At 61.6% G+C, this 16762-nt stretch carries 16 protein-coding genes and 3 tRNA genes; 2 read left to right on the top strand and 17 right to left on the bottom strand.

Translation table 11 applies throughout. From position 1 onward, the window contains the following. Positions 1–15: 15 nt before the first annotated feature. The 17 genes from GGR23_RS19270 to GGR23_RS19190 form a co-directional block, all read right to left on the bottom strand. Positions 16–1527: an NADH-quinone oxidoreductase subunit M gene (locus GGR23_RS19270; RefSeq protein WP_183367955.1), complete on the bottom strand. Its 1512-nt coding sequence runs from the start codon at positions 1525–1527 to the stop codon at positions 16–18. Beyond that, the gene (nuoL, locus tag GGR23_RS19265; RefSeq protein ID WP_183367954.1) at positions 1527–3533 is read right to left on the bottom strand and encodes an NADH-quinone oxidoreductase subunit L; all 2007 of its coding nucleotides are present in this window, start codon (positions 3531–3533) and stop codon (positions 1527–1529) included. Before nuoL ends, GGR23_RS19270 begins: the two co-directional genes overlap by 1 nt. A gap of 6 nt (positions 3534–3539) precedes the next feature. After that, complete coding sequence (gene nuoK, locus GGR23_RS19260; protein ID WP_183367953.1) at positions 3540–3848, bottom strand: NADH-quinone oxidoreductase subunit NuoK; 309 nt, start codon at positions 3846–3848, stop codon at positions 3540–3542. Between the two features lie 28 nt (positions 3849–3876). Then, the gene (locus GGR23_RS19255; protein ID WP_183367952.1) at positions 3877–4491 is read right to left on the bottom strand and encodes an NADH-quinone oxidoreductase subunit J; all 615 of its coding nucleotides are present in this window, start codon (positions 4489–4491) and stop codon (positions 3877–3879) included. Between the two features lie 147 nt (positions 4492–4638). Beyond that, the gene (nuoI, locus tag GGR23_RS19250) at positions 4639–5130 is read right to left on the bottom strand and encodes an NADH-quinone oxidoreductase subunit NuoI (RefSeq protein ID WP_183367951.1); all 492 of its coding nucleotides are present in this window, start codon (positions 5128–5130) and stop codon (positions 4639–4641) included. 40 nt (positions 5131–5170) lie between these two features. After that, positions 5171–6214 (bottom strand): NADH-quinone oxidoreductase subunit NuoH, encoded by a 1044-nt coding sequence (gene nuoH, locus GGR23_RS19245; RefSeq protein WP_183367950.1) that lies wholly within the window; start codon positions 6212–6214, stop codon positions 5171–5173. A 12-nt stretch (positions 6215–6226) separates the two neighbouring features. Then, entirely contained in the window at positions 6227–8308 is a 2082-nt protein-coding gene (gene nuoG / locus GGR23_RS19240) for an NADH-quinone oxidoreductase subunit NuoG (RefSeq protein WP_183367949.1), read from the bottom strand. 193 nt (positions 8309–8501) lie between these two features. After that, positions 8502–9185, bottom strand: a complete 684-nt coding sequence (locus GGR23_RS19235; RefSeq protein WP_183367948.1) for an NADH-quinone oxidoreductase subunit E — start codon at positions 9183–9185, stop codon at positions 8502–8504. A gap of 7 nt (positions 9186–9192) precedes the next feature. Further along, positions 9193–10497 carry an NADH-quinone oxidoreductase subunit NuoF gene (gene nuoF, locus GGR23_RS19230; protein ID WP_183367947.1) on the bottom strand — a complete coding sequence of 435 codons (1305 nt, stop codon included), beginning with the start codon at positions 10495–10497 and terminating at the stop codon, positions 9193–9195. 12 nt (positions 10498–10509) lie between these two features. Beyond that, entirely contained in the window at positions 10510–11409 is a 900-nt protein-coding gene (nuoE, locus tag GGR23_RS19225) for an NADH-quinone oxidoreductase subunit NuoE (protein ID WP_183367946.1), read from the bottom strand. A 16-nt stretch (positions 11410–11425) separates the two neighbouring features. Then, positions 11426–11719, bottom strand: a complete 294-nt coding sequence (locus tag GGR23_RS19220; RefSeq protein WP_183367945.1) for a hypothetical protein — start codon at positions 11717–11719, stop codon at positions 11426–11428. Continuing rightward, positions 11719–12909, bottom strand: coding sequence for an NADH-quinone oxidoreductase subunit D (locus GGR23_RS19215; RefSeq protein WP_183367944.1), 1191 nt, complete (start codon positions 12907–12909; stop codon positions 11719–11721). Before GGR23_RS19215 ends, GGR23_RS19220 begins: the two co-directional genes overlap by 1 nt. A 72-nt stretch (positions 12910–12981) precedes the next feature. Continuing rightward, positions 12982–13587, bottom strand: a complete 606-nt coding sequence (locus GGR23_RS19210) for an NADH-quinone oxidoreductase subunit C (RefSeq protein ID WP_183367943.1) — start codon at positions 13585–13587, stop codon at positions 12982–12984. 15 nt (positions 13588–13602) lie between these two features. Continuing rightward, the gene (locus tag GGR23_RS19205; protein ID WP_183367942.1) at positions 13603–14178 is read right to left on the bottom strand and encodes a NuoB/complex I 20 kDa subunit family protein; all 576 of its coding nucleotides are present in this window, start codon (positions 14176–14178) and stop codon (positions 13603–13605) included. Next, on the bottom strand, positions 14169–14534 hold the full coding sequence (locus GGR23_RS19200) for an NADH-quinone oxidoreductase subunit A (protein ID WP_183367941.1): 366 nt from the start codon (positions 14532–14534) through the stop codon (positions 14169–14171). The genes GGR23_RS19205 and GGR23_RS19200 overlap by 10 nt, the downstream gene beginning before the upstream one ends. A 389-nt stretch (positions 14535–14923) precedes the next feature. Continuing rightward, positions 14924–15000: transfer RNA gene (locus tag GGR23_RS19195), tRNA-Asp, on the bottom strand. A gap of 47 nt (positions 15001–15047) precedes the next feature. Then, positions 15048–15124, bottom strand: a tRNA-Asp gene (locus GGR23_RS19190). A 542-nt stretch (positions 15125–15666) separates the two neighbouring features. Here GGR23_RS19190 and GGR23_RS19185 point away from each other — a divergent pair. Continuing rightward, positions 15667–15742, top strand: a tRNA-Val gene (locus GGR23_RS19185). A 94-nt stretch (positions 15743–15836) separates the two neighbouring features. Beyond that, complete coding sequence (locus tag GGR23_RS19180) at positions 15837–16712, top strand: DUF6538 domain-containing protein (RefSeq protein WP_183367940.1); 876 nt, start codon at positions 15837–15839, stop codon at positions 16710–16712. The last annotated feature ends 50 nt before the right edge of the window (positions 16713–16762 follow it).

The following is a 16762-nucleotide window of genomic DNA, read 5'->3' as shown; positions in this document are numbered from 1 at the left end:
CCAGAAGTCCTGTCCTCAATTCACCAGAGCCGCCACCTTGTGGGCGGCCTCGACCGCCGCCGCATAATGGTTGACCAGCTGGTCGACCGAAGCGGCGGTGGCGTCAAAGATGGGCGCCGGATAGACGCCGAAGAAGATGGTTGCAGCGATCAGCGGGTAGAGAACCAGCTTCTCGCGGGCGGAAAGATCGAGCAGGCTCTTCAGGCTTTCCTTTTCGAGCGCACCGAACACGACGCGGCGGTAGAGCCACAGCGCATAGGCTGCCGAAAGGATGACGCCGGTCGCGGCGAAGAGCGCGACGAAGGTATTGGCGCGGAAGGCACCCACCAGCGTCAGGAATTCGCCGATGAAGCCCGAGGTGCCCGGCAGGCCCACATTGGCCATGGTGAAGACCATGAAGGCGAGCGCGTATTTCGGCATGTTGTTGACGAGGCCGCCATAGGCCGCGATTTCGCGGGTATGGGTGCGGTCGTAGATCACGCCGACGCAGAGGAAGAGCGCGCCGGAGACGAAGCCGTGGCTGATCATCTGGAAGATCGCACCCTGCACGCCCTGCTGGTTCGCCGCGAAGATGCCCATGGTCACGTAGCCCATGTGCGCGACGGACGAGTAGGCAATGAGCTTCTTGATGTCTTCCTGCATCATCGCCACCAGCGAGGTGTAGATGATCGCAATGACGGACAGCGCGAAGACCATCGGCGCGAAGAAATCCGAGGCGAGCGGGAACATCGGCAGCGAGAAGCGCAGGAGGCCGTAGCCGCCGAGCTTCAGCAGGATGCCTGCCAGAATGACCGAGCCTGCCGTCGGTGCCTGCACGTGGGCGTCGGGAAGCCAGGTATGGACCGGCCACATCGGCATCTTCACGGCAAAGGAGGCGAAGAAGGCAAGCCAGAGCCAGGTCTGCATATGCGCCGGGAAGTCATGCGCCAGCAGCTTGGTGATGTCCGTGGTACCGGCATCCCAGTACATGGCCATGATGGCAAGCAGCATCAGCACCGAACCGAGCAGCGTGTAGAGGAAGAACTTGTAGGAGGCGTAGACGCGATCCTTGCCGCCCCAGACGCCGATGATGATGAACATCGGGATGAGGCCGGCTTCGAAGAACACGTAGAAGAGAACGATGTCGAGCGACACGAACACGCCGACCATCAGCACTTCCAGGATGAGGAAGGCGATCATGTATTCCTTCAGGCGATGCTCGATCGAGTTCCAGCTCGCGAGAACGCAGAAGGGCATGAGGAAGGTGGACAGGATGACGAACAGCATCGAGATGCCATCGACGCCGACGCGGTAGCCGATGCCGGTGCCGAGCCAAGCATGCTCTTCCACCATCTGGAAGCCGGGGTTGCTGCTGTCGAACCCGTACCAGATGAGCAGCGACAGCAGGAACGTCGCCACCGTCGTCAGCAGCGAGATGTTCAGGATATTGCGGCGACCGTTCGCGCCGTCTTCCCGCATGAGAAGCAGCAGCACCACGCCGACGAGCGGCAGGAACGTGACCGTTGAGAGAATGGGCCAATCGGTCATCAGAAGGAACTCCCGAGCATCATCCAGGTAACGAGGGCCGCAATGCCGACAAGCATTGCGAAGGCATAGTGGTAGAGGTAGCCCGACTGCAGGCGAACCATGCGGTTGGTCACGTCGACCACCCGGGCGGCAACGCCGTTCGGACCGTAGGCATCGATGAAGCCCACATCGCCCTTCTTCCAGAAGAACCGGCCAAGAGCCTTGGCGGAGCGGACGAAGAGGAGGTCATAGAGCTCGTCGAAGTACCACTTGTTGAGAAGGAAGTTGTAGAGCGCGCGATGCTGGGTCGCGAGCACCTTCGGCGTGGAGGGCGACTTGATGTACATGTACCAGGCCAGCAGGAAGCCGATGACCATCACGATGAAGGGCGAGGCCTTCACGATGAACGGCACATGGTGCGCTTCCTCGAGAATGTGGTTTTCCGGACCGTAGAAGAGAGCGCCCCTCCAGAACTCCGCCTGCTCCTCGCCGACGAAGTAGCCGTAGAACACCATGCCGGCGAGGATCGCACCCGCGGACAGGATGAAGAGCGGCAGCAGCATGACCTTCGGGCTCTCGTGGGCGTGATCGAAGGTGTGGTGATCCGCACGGGTATGGCCGAAGAAGGTCAGGAAGATCAAGCGCCAGGAGTAGAAGCTCGTGAACAGAGCGGCAATCACCAGCAGCCAGAAGGCAAAGCGGGCAACCGGCAGCTCGGACGCGAAGGCGCTTTCGATGATGGCATCCTTCGAGAGGAAGCCCGCGAAGCCGAACTCCGTGCCGGGAATGCCGACGCCGGTGATGGCGAGCGTGCCGATGACCATGGTCCAGAAGGTGACCGGGATCTTGGAGCGAAGGCCGCCCATGAAGCGCATGTCCTGCTCGTGGTGCATCGCATGGATGACCGAGCCGGCACCGAGGAACAGCAGCGCCTTGAAGAAGGCGTGGGTAAACAGGTGGAACACGGCGGCACCATAGGCACCCACACCGAGCGACACGAACATGTAGCCGAGCTGCGAGCAGGTCGAATAGGCGATGACGCGCTTGATGTCGTTCTGCACCAGGCCGACGGTGGCCGCGAAGAAGGCTGTGATTGCTCCGATCAGCGTCACGACGGTGAGCGCGTCATGGCTGTGTTCGAAGATCGGCGACATGCGGGCCACGAGGAAGACACCGGCGGTAACCATGGTCGCGGCATGGATCAGCGCCGAAACCGGGGTCGGGCCTTCCATGGCGTCCGGCAGCCAGGTGTGGAGCAGGAACTGCGCCGACTTGCCCATGGCGCCCATGAACAGCAGCAGGCAGACCGCGGTGAGCGCATGCGCCTTGTCCAGCTGCATGCCGAAGAGGTTGATCACCACGTCGGATGCATTCGCGGCGCCTTCTGCCGGGACATAGGTGGCAGCAGCCGAGAAGATGGTGTCGAAGTTGATCGAACCGAACAGCACGAATACGCCGGAAATGCCCAGCACGAAGCCGAAGTCGCCGACGCGGTTGACGATGAAGGCCTTCATGGCGGCGGCAGTTGCCGAGGGCTTCTTGAACCAGAAGCCGATCAGCAGGTAGGACGCCAGACCCACGCCTTCCCAGCCGAAGAACATCTGCAGCAGATTGTCGGACGTCACCAGCATCAGCATCGCGAAGGTGAACAGCGACAGGTAGGAGAAGAAGCGCGGACGATGCGGATCGGTATGCATGTAGCCGATCGAGTAGAGGTGGACGAGGCACGAAACGGAGTTCACCACCACCAGCATCACGGCGGTCAGCGTGTCGATGCGCAGCGACCAGGCGACGTCGATGCCGCCCGACTGGATCCAGCGCAGCACGTCGACCTTGATCATGCCCTCGCCTTCGCCATGGGCGCCGAAGCCCACATTGATGAAGACGATCCAGGACAGCACCGCCACGACCATCATAAGGCCGGTGGTGACATATTCGGAGGCCTTGGCACCGATCGCGCGGCCGAACAGGCCGGCAATGATCGCGCCGATCAGCGGAAGAAAGACAATAGCCTTGTAGAGAAGCATGAGCCGTTAGCCTTTCATCATATTGATGTCTTCCACCGCGATGGATCCGCGGTTGCGATAGAAGACCACGAGAATTGCAAGGCCGATCGCCGCTTCGGCGGCGGCGACGGTCAGGATGAAGAGGGCGAAGACCTGACCCGTCAGGTCATTCAGGAAGGAGGAGAAGGCCACCATGTTGATGTTCACGGACAGAAGGATGAGTTCCACCGACATCAGAATGATGATCACGTTCTTCCGGTTCAGGAAGATGCCGAAAACGCCGAGCGTGAAGAGAATGGCGCTGACGGTGAGATAATGGGAAAGACCGATTTCCATGTGCTTGTTTCCTTGACCTTTCCGCTCCTCAGAGCCCCTGCCCCGGCTTGACCTTCACCACCTCGACGGCGGTTTCCGGCGTGCGGGCGACCTGGGTGGCGATGTCCTGCCGCTTGATGTTCGTGCGATGGCGCAGCGTGAGAACGATGGCACCGATCATCGCGACGAGCAGTACCAGGCCTGCGATCTGGAAGAAGTAGACATAGGTTGTATAGAGCTGGTCGCCGAGCGCGGCCGTATTGGTGCGGGTGGCGAGATCCGGGATCGGATTGGCGATCGACTTGCCGATCTCCGGCGAGATCACGCTGCCACCGATGACCACGATCAGCTCCGCCGCAAGGATAAGGCCGATCAGGGCACCGACCGGGGCATATTCCAGCGCCGTGGACCGCAGCTTCGTGAAGTCGATGTCGAGCATCATCACCACGAAGAGGAAGAGAACCGCCACCGCGCCGACATAGACCACCAGCAGGATCATCGCCAGGAATTCAGCGCCCGTGAGCAGGAAGAGGCCCGCCGCATTGAAGAAGGTCAGGATGAGGAACAGGACCGAGTGGACCGGGTTCCGCGCCCAGATGACCATGAACGCCGACGCAATCGCGACAAAGGCGAAAAGATAGAAAAAAAGAGCCTGAAGACCCATGTTGGTGCCTTTTTCATCTTCCCCCGGGTGCCGGAGACCATGGTCCCCTCGCCCGCCGGGCATGCACCGGCCATCCGGCGCATCCCTCTTTATTGACTAGGATGCGGCCCTGAACCCTGGGTCAGAGCCGCCTGGAAGCCACCTGCCTCAGCGGTAGGGAGCGTCCTTTGCGATATTGCGGGCGATTTCCCGCTCCCAGCGGTCGCCGTTGTCGAGCAGGCGCTGCTTGTCGAAGTAGAGCTCCTCGCGGGTCTCGGTCGCGAACTCGAAGTTCGGGCCTTCCACGATCGCGTCGACGGGGCATGCCTCCTGGCAGAAGCCGCAATAGATGCACTTCACCATGTCGATGTCGTAGCGCACCGTACGGCGGGTGCCGTCATTGCGGCGCGGGCCGGCCTCGATGGTGATGGCCTGAGCGGGACAGATCGCCTCGCACAGCTTGCAGGCAATGCAGCGCTCTTCGCCGTTGGGATAGCGGCGCAGTGCGTGTTCGCCACGGAAGCGCGGGGAAACCGGTCCCTTCTCGAAGGGATAGTTCACCGTCGCCTTGGGCTTGAAGAAGTAGCGCATCGACAGCACGAAGGCGCCGACGAACTCCTTCAGGAACAATGAGTTGATAGCGCGTCCTAGAGCAGCCATCGAAAACCTCCAAGTCTTGAGTTCAGGCAAGCGGGCATCTTCATGCCCAGCCCATGAACTTCAGAACGAATGCAGTGATGATGACCATGGCGAGCGAAATGGGCAGGAACACCTTCCAGCCCAGCCGCATCAGCTGGTCGTAGCGGTAGCGCGGCACGAATGCCTTCACCATGGCGAACATGAAGAAGACCAGCGAGGCCTTGATCAGGAACCAGACGATACCCGGCACCCAGTTCAGGAACCACACGTCGACCGGGGGCAGCCAGCCGCCCAGGAAGAGGATCGTCGTGAGGGCGCACATCAGCACGATGGCCGAGTATTCGCCCAGCATGAACATCATGTACGGGGTGGAGCCGTATTCCACCATGAAGCCGGCCACCAGCTCCGATTCCGCTTCCGGAAGATCGAAGGGCGGGCGGTTCGTCTCGGCCAGTGCCGAGATGAAGAAGATGATGAACATCGGGAACAGCGACAGCCAGTGCCAGTCAAGGAACGAGGCCGGCAGCCCGAGGCGCGTGCCGAGACCGTCATGCTGCGCCATCACGATGTCTGTCAGGTTGAGCGAGCCGACGCACAGAAGAACGGTCACGATCACGAAGCCGATGGAGACTTCGTAGGAGACCATCTGCGCGGCGGAACGCAGCGCGCCCAGGAACGGATACTTCGAGTTCGAAGCCCATCCGCCCATGATGATGCCGTAGACCTCCAGCGAGGAAATGGCGAAAACGTAGAGGATGCCGACATTGATGTTGGCCATCACCCAGCCGGCATTCAGCGGCACGACCGCCCAGGTGGCGAGCGCCAGCGTGACCGCAACGAGCGGGGCGAGCAGGAACACGCCCTTGTTGGCACCTGCCGGAATGACGGGCTCCTTGAACACGAACTTCAGAAGGTCGGCGAAGGACTGGAAGAGACCCCAGGGGCCGACGACGTTCGGCCCGCGGCGCAGCTGCACGGCAGCCCAGATCTTGCGGTCGGCCAGCAGGAAGTAGGCGATCAGCAGCAGCAGGCAGACCAGCAGCAGGAGCGACTGGGCGACCATGATGACCGCCGGCCAGACATAGGTAGAAACGAAGGTATCCATGCTTTTCTGCCCTTACTCTGCCGCAGCCTTGAAATTGTTGCGGGCCAATGCCGAGCACTCGGCCATCACCTTGGAGGCGCGTGCGATCGGGTTCGTCAAATAGAAGTCTTTGACCGCCGGGGTAAACCCGGAGGAAGACATCTTCCCTGCTTTTTTCGAAAGCGCGATGACGTCTTCCGGATTGCCGGCAGCGATCTCGTCGATCTCGGCGAAGTGCGGATGCGCGGCGTAGAGCGCCTTGCGAAGCGCGGGAAGCGAATCGAACGGCAGGCGCTTGCCGAGCGTATCGGACAACGCACGGATGATCGCCCAGTCCTCGCGGGCATCGCCCGGCGGGAAGTTGGCACGGTTGCCCATCTGCACCCGGCCTTCGGTGTTCACCCAGGTACCCGACTTTTCCGTGTAGGCGGCGGCCGGCAGGATGACGTCGGCATTCATGGCGCCATTGTCACCATGCGAGCCGATATAGACCGTGAACTTCGCACCCTTTGCCGAGAAATCGACTTCGTCCGCACCGAGAAGGAACAGCACGTCCATGGACGCGACCATCGCCGCGGCATTCTTGCCTCCCTCACCCGGCACGAAGCCGAGATCGAGGGCGCCGACGCGCGAGGCAGCGGTGTGAAGGACGGAGAAGCCGTTCCAGCCTTCCGTAATAGTCCCGACATCCACGGCCAGCTTGGCAGCGTTTGCAAGCACCTCGGCGCCATTCACGCCGGTCAGTGCGCCCTGGCCCACGATGATCAGCGGCCGCGAGGCAGCCTTCAGCTTCTCGACGAAGCTGCCGTTTCCGGCGACGAAATCCGAAAGCGTGTCGGTGCCTGCGCCAAGGTAATCGTAGTCATAACGCAGTTCGCCACCTTCGCCGATCACACCGATCGGGAAGCCGCCACGGCGCCAGCGCTTGCGGATGCGGGCGTTCAGCACGGCTGCCTCGAAGCGCGGATTTGCCCCGACGATCAGCAATGCGTCAGCCTGCTCGATGCCCTCGATGGTCGCATTGAACAGATAGGTGGAGCGGCCGAGGACCGGATAAAGCGCAGCACCATCCTGGCGGCAGTCGAGGTTTTCGGAACCGAGCGAGCGGATGAGTTCGCGCAGCGCATACATTTCCTCGACGGAGGCCAGATCGCCGGCGATGGCGCCGATCTTGTCACCCGTCGTTGCGGAAACGGCGGCCTTGATCGCGCCGAAGGCATCGGCCCAGCTTGCCGGCTGCAGGCGGCCGTCGCGGCGCACATAGGGGCGGTCCAGACGCTGGGTCTTCAGCCCGTCCCAGATGAAGCGCGACTTGTCGGAGATCCACTCCTCGTTGATCTGCTCGTTGACGCGCGGCATGATGCGCATGACTTCGCGGCCGCGGGTATCCACGCGGATCGCGGAGCCGAGGGCGTCCATCACGTCGATGCTCTCGGTCTTGCCCAGTTCCCACGGGCGCGCCGTGAAGGCGAAGGGCTTGGAGGTGAGCGCTCCGACCGGGCAGAGATCGACGACGTTGCCCTGCAGCTCCGAGGTCATCGCTTGCTCGAGATAGGTGGTGATTTCCGCATCTTCGCCGCGGCCGATGAGGCCGAGCTCGGCAATGCCGGCCACTTCGGTGGTGAAGCGGACGCAGCGCGTGCAGTGGATGCAGCGGTTCATCTCGGTCTTGACCAGCGGCCCGATATACTTGTCCTCGACGGCGCGCTTGTCTTCCGTGTAGCGCGAGCTGTCGATGCCGAAGGCCATGGCCTGGTCCTGCAGGTCGCATTCGCCGCCCTGGTCGCAGATCGGACAATCCAGCGGATGGTTGATCAGCAGGAATTCCATCACGCCTTCGCGGGCCTTCTTGACCATGGGCGTGTTGGTGTAGACCTCGGGCAGCTCGCCGTTCGGGCCGCCGCGGATGTCGCGCACGCCCATGGCGCAGGAGGCTGCCGGCTTCGGCGGTCCGCCCTTCACCTCGACAAGGCACATGCGGCAGTTACCCGCCACGGAGAGGCGTTCATGAAAACAGAAGCGCGGGACTTCGGCACCGGCTTCCTCGCACGCTTGCAGAAGCGTGAAATGATCCGGAACCTCGATCTCTTTACCGTCAACTTTCAGCTTTGCCATTGTCTCAACTTCAGTCCTGTTTGCCGTTGCCGCCGGGCCTGGCCGCAATCTTCGAGCAGGCCCGCGCCGCGGGCTTTCGCCCCCGACCCGAGCCGGTACCATTTCTTGTCCTGAACCGTCCCCGGTTCCCGGCCGGTCCGGTCGCTCCGGGCCTGCCGCCTGTCCTTACTGGCCCCGAAAGGCCGCTTCCATTTCATCCCCTCGCGAGAGCGGCGGCCTTTTCAATCCACCGGTCCCGTTCGATCCGGCCGTCGAGGCCGAGTTCGCGGTCCAAAGCGGCCGCTGCATCCGGCGTCAGCGCCGCAATCGCTTCGAGCGTGCCGAGGCCCCTCGCCTTCAGCATCGCTTCCAGCTTCGGGCCGATGCCGGGCAGGGAACGCAGATCACGGACTGTTGCCGCCGGCCGCTCATCGGCACGCACGGGCGGCTTTGCCGTCACCTTGCCGCTCGCCGGCTTTGCCTTCTTATCCGAAGCGGGCTTTGCCGGAGCCTTGCGCGCTGCCGGCTGCGAAGCACCGACTGCCGTTTTTGCCGCGCGCGGCTGAAGCGCGTGGATCGTCGCTGTCTTCGCAGGCTTTTCGACGGCCTTGGACGCTTCTACAGGCACTTCCTCGGGCAGGTTGCCCTGCGGCTCGGGAGCCCCCATCACCTCGGCCATCAGGCGGGTCGTCTCGACGGCTCCCTTGAGGAAACCGAGATAGGCCCCGGCCATCTGGTTCGCAAAACCGAGACCCATGACTGTCGCTGCGGCGAAGGCTCCGGCGGAGGGCGCAAACAGCGGCGGCAGGACCAGGGGCGGAACGCCGGACAGCATTGCGTTGAGAGCTTCGCCCTCCCCGCCTGCCATCCCAGCCTTGTCCGCCCGGTCCGTGACCATGTCCGACTTACTCCGCCGCTTCCATCACGACGCCGTGGGCCACGGCGTTGCGCGTATATTCGTCGATCCGCGCTTCCATCACCGGACGGAAATGCTTGATGAGACCCTGGATCGGCCAGGCAGCCGCATCGCCGAGCGCACAGATGGTGTGCCCTTCGACCTGCTTCGTCACCTGGAAGAGCATGTCGATCTCGCGCTTCTGGGCATTGCCCTTCACCATGCGATCCATCACGCGCATCATCCAGCCCGTGCCTTCGCGGCAGGGGGTGCACTGGCCGCAGCTCTCGTGCTTGTAGAAGGCCGACAGACGCCAGATGGCCTTCACGATATCCGTCGACTTGTCCATGACGATGACGGCTGCAGTGCCGAGACCGGAGCCGAGCTCGCGCAGACCGTCATAATCCATGATGGCGTTGCGGATCTGTTCGCCCGGCACGCAAGGAACCGAAGAACCACCGGGGATCACGGCCAGCAGGTTGTCCCAGCCGCCGCGGATGCCGCCGCAGTGCTTCTCGATCAGTTCCTCGAAGGTGATCGACATGGATTCTTCCACCGTGCACGGGCGATTGACGTGGCCCGAGATGGAGAAGAGCTTGGTGCCGGTGTTGTTCGCACGGCCGAAGCTGGCGTACCAGCCGGCACCACGACGCAGGATGGTCGGGGTGACGGCAATCGATTCGACGTTGTTGACGGTTGTCGGGCAGCCATAGAGACCCATGTTCGCCGGGAACGGCGGCTTCAGGCGCGGCTGGCCCTTCTTGCCCTCGAGGCTTTCCAGCAGCGCGGTTTCTTCGCCGCAGATATAGGCCCCGGCACCGTGGTGAACCACGATGTCGATATCGTAGCCGAGCTTGTTGTTCTTGCCGAGCAGACCGGCTTCGTAGCACTCGTCGATCGCTGCCTGCAGCGCCTCGCGCTCGCGCATGAATTCGCCGCGCACGTAGATATAGGCATGATGCGCGCCCATCGCGAAGGACGCGATGACGCAGCCTTCGATGAGGGTGTGCGGATCATGGCGCATGATCTCGCGGTCCTTGCAGGTGCCGGGTTCGGACTCGTCGGCATTGACCACCAGGTAATGCGGACGCCCGTCGCTTTCCTTCGGCATGAAGGACCACTTCAGACCCGTCGGGAAGCCTGCACCGCCACGGCCGCGCAGGCCGGAATTCTTGACCTCGTTGATGATCCAGTCACGGCCCATCTCGAGCAGTTGCTTGGTACCGTCCCAGTGGCCACGCGCCATAGCGCCCTTCAGGGACTTGTCCTTGAGGCCATAGATGTTGGTAAAGATACGATCCTGATCTTTTAACATGCTTACCTCTTGTTACGCCTGCTCGTCTTCGGACTTCTTCTTGCGGGTGGCCTTCGGCTTGTCGGCGACGGGGGCCTCGCTGCTTGCGGGCAGCTCCTCGGTCGACTTGCTCTTTCGGGCCCGCTTCACCGGTGCGCCGTCCGACGTGGCGGTCTCGCCATCGGCGGGCGTCTTCAGCGCCGGATTGGTCTCCACCGCCGAGCTGTCCGGCTTGCCGGCATTGGCGGGGGGCACGGAAACGGCTGCCGCCGGTGCGGACTGCCACTTGCCAAGAAGCGCTTCCTGCAGCGGCGGCTTGCCCGTGTCCTCGGTCAGCGAGGTGAGCCCGCCCTGCGGTGCGGAATAGATGCGGTCGTTCTGCGGCCCCGGACGGATGTCCGCGCCACGGCCGGCCTCGAAACGATCGATGATGTGCTCGAGCTGGGTCGGCGTCAGGTCCTCGTAGGTGTCCTTGAAGATCGTCACCATCGGCGCGTTGACGCAAGCGCCAGCACATTCCACCTCTTCCCACGACAGCGTGCCGTCGGCGTTGGTGTGGAAGGGTTCCGGATGGATCTTCGACTTGCAGACCCGGATGAGGTCTTCCGCGCCGCGCAGCATGCAGGGCGTCGTGCCGCAGACCTGCACGTGGGCGCGGGTGCCGACCGGCTTCAGCTGGAACTGGGTATAGAAGGTGGCCACCTCGAGCACGCGGATATAGGCCATGCCGAGCATGTCGGCGATGGTCTCGATCGCAGCACGGGTCACCCAGCCGTCCTGTTCCTGGGCGCGCATCAGCAGCGGAATGACCGCCGATTGTTCCCGGCCTTCCGGATATTTCTTGATGGTGGCCTCAGCCCAGGCGGCGTTTTCCGCGTTGAACGCGAAAGTCGCGGGCTGGAACTGGTCTTCGGCTAGTCGACGAACGGACATTCTTCCTCACGCCTTGTCAATTTATGGATCCACACCGCGTATTCGCCAGATTGGTGAATTCGCAGGCATAGGCCGACTTGTCATTCTGCATAAAGATGATCAGCTTGTCGGTACCCGAGGGCACCGCCGCCTTGATCTCGTAACCATCCTGCACGAGCTCCGACATGGTCGCGACCTGGCCGGGCGTTGCCGTCGATCCGCCAGAGGCCTGATCGTCGGGAACGGCACCATCGCTGCTGCCCGCCGTCTGCGCAAAGGCAGGCGCGGCGAGAAGACAGAGGCCGATCGTGACGGAGCGGAGCCGGTGCATCAGCGGTCCACCTCGCCGAACACGATGTCGAGCGAACCAAGTACGGCGGACACGTCCGCCAGCTGGTGACCGCGGCACAGGAAATCCATCGCCTGCAGATGGGCATAGCCCGGGGCGCGGATCTTGCAGCGGTAGGGCTTGTTGGTGCCGTCGGAGACGAGGTAGACGCCGAATTCGCCCTTCGGCGCCTCGACTGCCGCATAAACCTCGCCCTCGGGCACGTGGTAGCCTTCGGTGTAGAGCTTGAAGTGATGGATCAGCGATTCCATCGACCGCTTCATCTCGCCGCGCTTCGGCGGTACGACCTTGCCGTCCAGCGACGAAACCGGGCCGACCTTCGCGTCGCCGAGCAGGCGATTGACGCACTGCTTGATGATCTTCACCGATTCCCGCATTTCGATCATGCGGATCAGGTAGCGGTCGTAGCAGTCGCCGTTCTTGCCCACGGGGATGTCGAAGTCCAGATCGGCATAGCATTCATAGGGCTGCGACTTGCGCAGGTCCCAGGCAGCACCCGAGCCCCGCACCATCACGCCCGAAAAGCCCCATGCCCATGCATCCTTCAGGTCAACGACGCCGATATCGACGTTCCGCTGCTTGAAGATGCGGTTCGGCGTCAGCAGATCGTCGATGTCCTGCAGGGTCTTCAGGAAGGGATCGCACCACTTGCCGATATCCTCGACCAGCTCGTGCGGAAGGTCCTGATGGACACCGCCCGGACGGAAATAGGCCGCATGCATGCGCGCACCGGATGCGCGCTCGTAGAAGACCATCAGCTTTTCGCGTTCCTCGAAGCCCCACAGCGGCGGCGTCAGAGCACCGACGTCCATGGCCTGCGTGGTGACGTTCAGGAGATGCGAGAGAATGCGGCCGATCTCCGAGTACATCACGCGGATCAGCTGGCCGCGGATGGGGATCTGGATGCCGAGCAGCTTCTCCACCGCCAGCGAATAGGCATGCTCCTGGTTCATCGGCGCCACGTAGTCGAGGCGGTCGAAATAGGGCAGCGCCTGAAGATAGGTCTTCGCCTCGATCAGCTTTTCCGTGCCGCGATGCAGTAGCCCGATATGGGGGTCCACGCGCTCCACAATTTCGCCGTCAAGCTCCAGCACAAGACGCAGAACGCCGTGCGCAGCCGGATGCTGCGGCCCGAAATTGATGTTGAAGTTGCGGACATTATGTTCGTTCATGTCAACGCGCCCCGCGCTTTGTCATCTTGTTCGTATAAAGAGCGCCCGTCGGGGCACCCTTCCCGCCAATCGTCACTTCGCCGCCTTCTCGTCACCCGGCAGCACGTAGTCGGTGCCTTCCCAGGGGCTGAGGAAGTCGAAGTTACGGAATTCCTGCTTCAGTTCGACCGGTTCGTAAACCACGCGCTTTGCCGCATCGTCGTAGCGAACCTCGACGTAGCCGGTCAGCGGGAAGTCCTTGCGAAGCGGGTGACCCTCGAAACCGTAGTCCGTCAGAATGCGGCGCAGGTCCGGATGCCCCGTGAAGGGAATGCCGTACATGTCCCAGGTCTCGCGCTCGAACCAGTCTGCGCCCGGAAAGACCGGCGTCGCAGAGGGAACCGGCTGGTCCTCGGCAACGGAAACCTTGATGCGGACCCGCTGGTTCAGCTTCGGCGAAAGCAGATGGTAGACGACCTCGAAGCGCTCTTCGCGCTCCGGCCAGTCAACCCCGCAGACATCGATCAGGTTGACGAACGCATAGCGCACGTCATCCCTGAGGAACGTCAGCAGTGCAATCAGGTTCTCGGGCGTGGAGACCAGCGTCAGTTCGCCGTACTTCACGTCTGCCGAAGCAATCAGGTTGCCTTTTGCTTCCTGCAGCCCCGTTGCGAGCGTATTCAGCACTTCAATGCTCATCGATCGTCCCTGCCCTTACCGTTCGATCGTGCCGGTGCGGCGGATCTTCTTCTGCAGCAGAAGCACGCCGTACAGGAGCGCCTCAGCCGTGGGCGGACAGCCCGGCACATAGATATCCACCGGCACGACGCGGTCGCAGCCGCGCACGACGGAATAGGAATAATGGTAATAGCCGCCGCCGTTTGCGCAGGAGCCCATCGAGATCACATAGCGCGGCTCGGGCATCTGGTCATAGACCTTGCGGAGCGCGGGCGCCATCTTGTTGGTCAGCGTGCCGGCAACGATCATCACGTCCGACTGGCGCGGCGAAGCGCGCGGCGCAAAGCCGAAGCGCTCGGCATCGTAGCGCGGCATGGACATCTGCATCATTTCAACGGCGCAGCAGGCCAGGCCGAAGGTCATCCACATCAACGAGCCCGTACGGGCCCAGTTGATCAGCTCGTCCGTGGAGGTGACCAGAAAGCCCTTGTCGGCGAGCTCGTTGTTGATCTCGCCGAAAAACGCATCTTCGCTGCCGACAGGCTTGCCGGTGCGAGGGTCGAGAATGCCCTTGGGCTGCGGGGCAACCAGGGTTCCATCCATCACTCCCATTCGAGAGCTCCCTTCTTCCACTCATAGATAAAGCCGATGGTCAGCACGCCCAGGAACACCATCATGGACCAGAAGCCGAACCAGCCGATGGCGCTGAAGGATACAGCCCAGGGGAACAGGAACGCCACCTCGAGGTCGAAGATGATGAACAGGATCGACACCAGATAGAAGCGGATGTCGAACTTCATGCGCGCATCGTCAAAGGCATTGAAGCCGCATTCGTAAGCGGAGAGCTTTTCCGAATCGGGCGCCTTGTATGCGACGGCGAACGGCGCGATCAGCAGGGCAAGGCCGATAACCAGCGATATGCCTATGAAGATGGCGATCGGAACGTAGGAACTGAGAAGACCAGTCATTTTGTCCATCCCTGCTTGCCTTCGTGCCTGCGGGCACCAGCGACTCGAACGAGCCGGCAAGCCGATTAGAATATAACAATGCGGTTGTCGTTAGCGCAGCACGCGCGGGAGCGCAAGGCTTGCGCGCGCTTTTCAACCACTACCGGATTATCACGATTTAGGGAATCCGTGCCGTGAGAAAATGCTGCTAAATTCTAAGACCTTACGACGCACGGTGAAGGCTGCGTTTAAAGCGTTCCATTGCGGCACCGAAGGCGCTGGCGTTAACGCTTGTGCAACGCACACAAGACATTCAAAATCCAGCGGAATTTAGTCGACATGTAAGGATCGACCCCCGCCACACAAGGGCGAAAAGTGGTAATGGCAACATCTTGCATGGGGAAAAGAAGTGGCGCGAGTGACGGGGCTCGAACCCGCGACCTCCGGCGTGACAGGCCGGCACTCTAACCGACTGAGCTACACCCGCGCATCTTGTAGGAGAGCCTGGAGGGGCTCAACCGGGCTTTCCAAAAGTGGCGCGAGTGACGGGGCTCGAACCCGCGACCTCCGGCGTGACAGGCCGGCACTCTAACCGACTGAGCTACACCCGCACTTTTCTGGAACACCGCAAGGAAACAAGCGCTTCCCTCCGGTCACGACCGGCCCGCGCCGTTCGATGAGCGGCTAACTAAGGGGTTCGTTCGTGGGTGTCAAGCAGGTTTCAAGCACATAATCGACGGGCATGTGAAAATCCTGTGACGACCCGGCCGGGTCAAAAGCCCAAACACCCTGTGAACCGGGATCATCCTCCACCGCATACGAGACAGGTCACCGCGCAAAAAAGAATCCGGGTTCGCATCTGTGCCCGCCGGGGCGACAGAGACAACGTGAGACCGACTCGAACACGGCCTCCCTCCCCCGTGAATCGAAACACCGGCGGAGATTCGCCGCATCGCTGCGCTCTTCGCGGTGCAAAGGGTCCAGGACCCGGCAGGCGATTTTTTTCGCACCGCGCGGAAGGCCTGAAAATCAGGGGCTTTGGCCTGGCCGATGAAAAAATTTCGCAAAAACAGCAAAAACGCTCTTGCGGTTTTTCTCCGATCCGCATAGATCACGGCCACCGCAACGGCGGGGCCGAAACGGCCACCCGGACGGGCGATTAGCTCAGTTGGTAGAGCGCTTCGTTTACACCGAAGATGTCGGGAGTTCGAGTCTCTCATCGCCCACCATTCCTTCCCATTGATTTGATTGATATCCCTTGCACCGCAAGGCTTTTTGCCCATACTTGCGTCACAAAACGCGTCACAAAAAAATGGGTCTCTCATGGCGGGCAAGCTTCGGCACTGGAAAGAACGCAACGGCCGTTATTCGGCGCGAATCGTGGTTCCGAAAGAGCTTCGGCCCTATCTTGATGGGAAAACGGAGCTTGAGATTCAGTTGGGCGGCGACAAACGCGAAGCCCAAAGGAACCACGCGGCGGCTGTTGCCTCTCTTCAAAGGCAGATCGGTATTGCCCGCCATAAGCTAGCCGAAGCCACAAACACAAAACCTAAGCCAGCGCCCTACCCTTTGACCGCTCAGCAAATCGCCCATCGCGATTACCTTAGTCAGATCAGCGTCGATACCGAGTTTCGCGCCTTTGATCATCGGTATGCGCAGTTCGACCTTGGGGCTGAAGACGTTGTGGGCTTCCGGGAAGGTTATGCTGGGAAGCTATCGAATGAGCAGTTGGAAGAGCTTGTCGGATTCCGCTTGGCACGCGCCCAACTCGCAGGTTTGACAGATGCTAAGCGCGGTTCCCCGGAATGGCGTGAATTAGCTATGGCGCTTTGTGTATCGTCCTATGAGGCGCTAGCCCGACAAGCAGAGCGCAATGACGGCGTTTTTAACGGTAAGCCAGAGCATCCGCTATTGGCCGATTTCGATGACACGCCGGAAGAAGTTCAAGAGCCGGTTTCGTTCGACCGAATTATTGATGACGAGGTGGAACGAAGAGCGCGGGGGAAGAACGCCAAACCCCTGCCCCCGAGAACCGTGAAGAAATACCGCGACAATTGCGCATCATTCTGCAAATGGCGCAATGACACGAATGCCCTTTCGGTTAGAGCGATTGAGGGCAAGCAGTGGATGGAACACCTTCAAGACGCGGGTAAATTGATGATGTGGACGGCCCTCCGAACCCGTCGCGCGAGATGCTAAGATCATTCTGCGCAACTCAGAGAAGGAACCGTGTCATGACTTTCGAGAAG

The organism is Gellertiella hungarica (assembly GCF_014197145.1).
Classification (GTDB): domain Bacteria; phylum Pseudomonadota; class Alphaproteobacteria; order Rhizobiales; family Rhizobiaceae; genus Gellertiella; species Gellertiella hungarica.
This window is presented reverse-complemented; position numbering and strand designations above follow the sequence as displayed.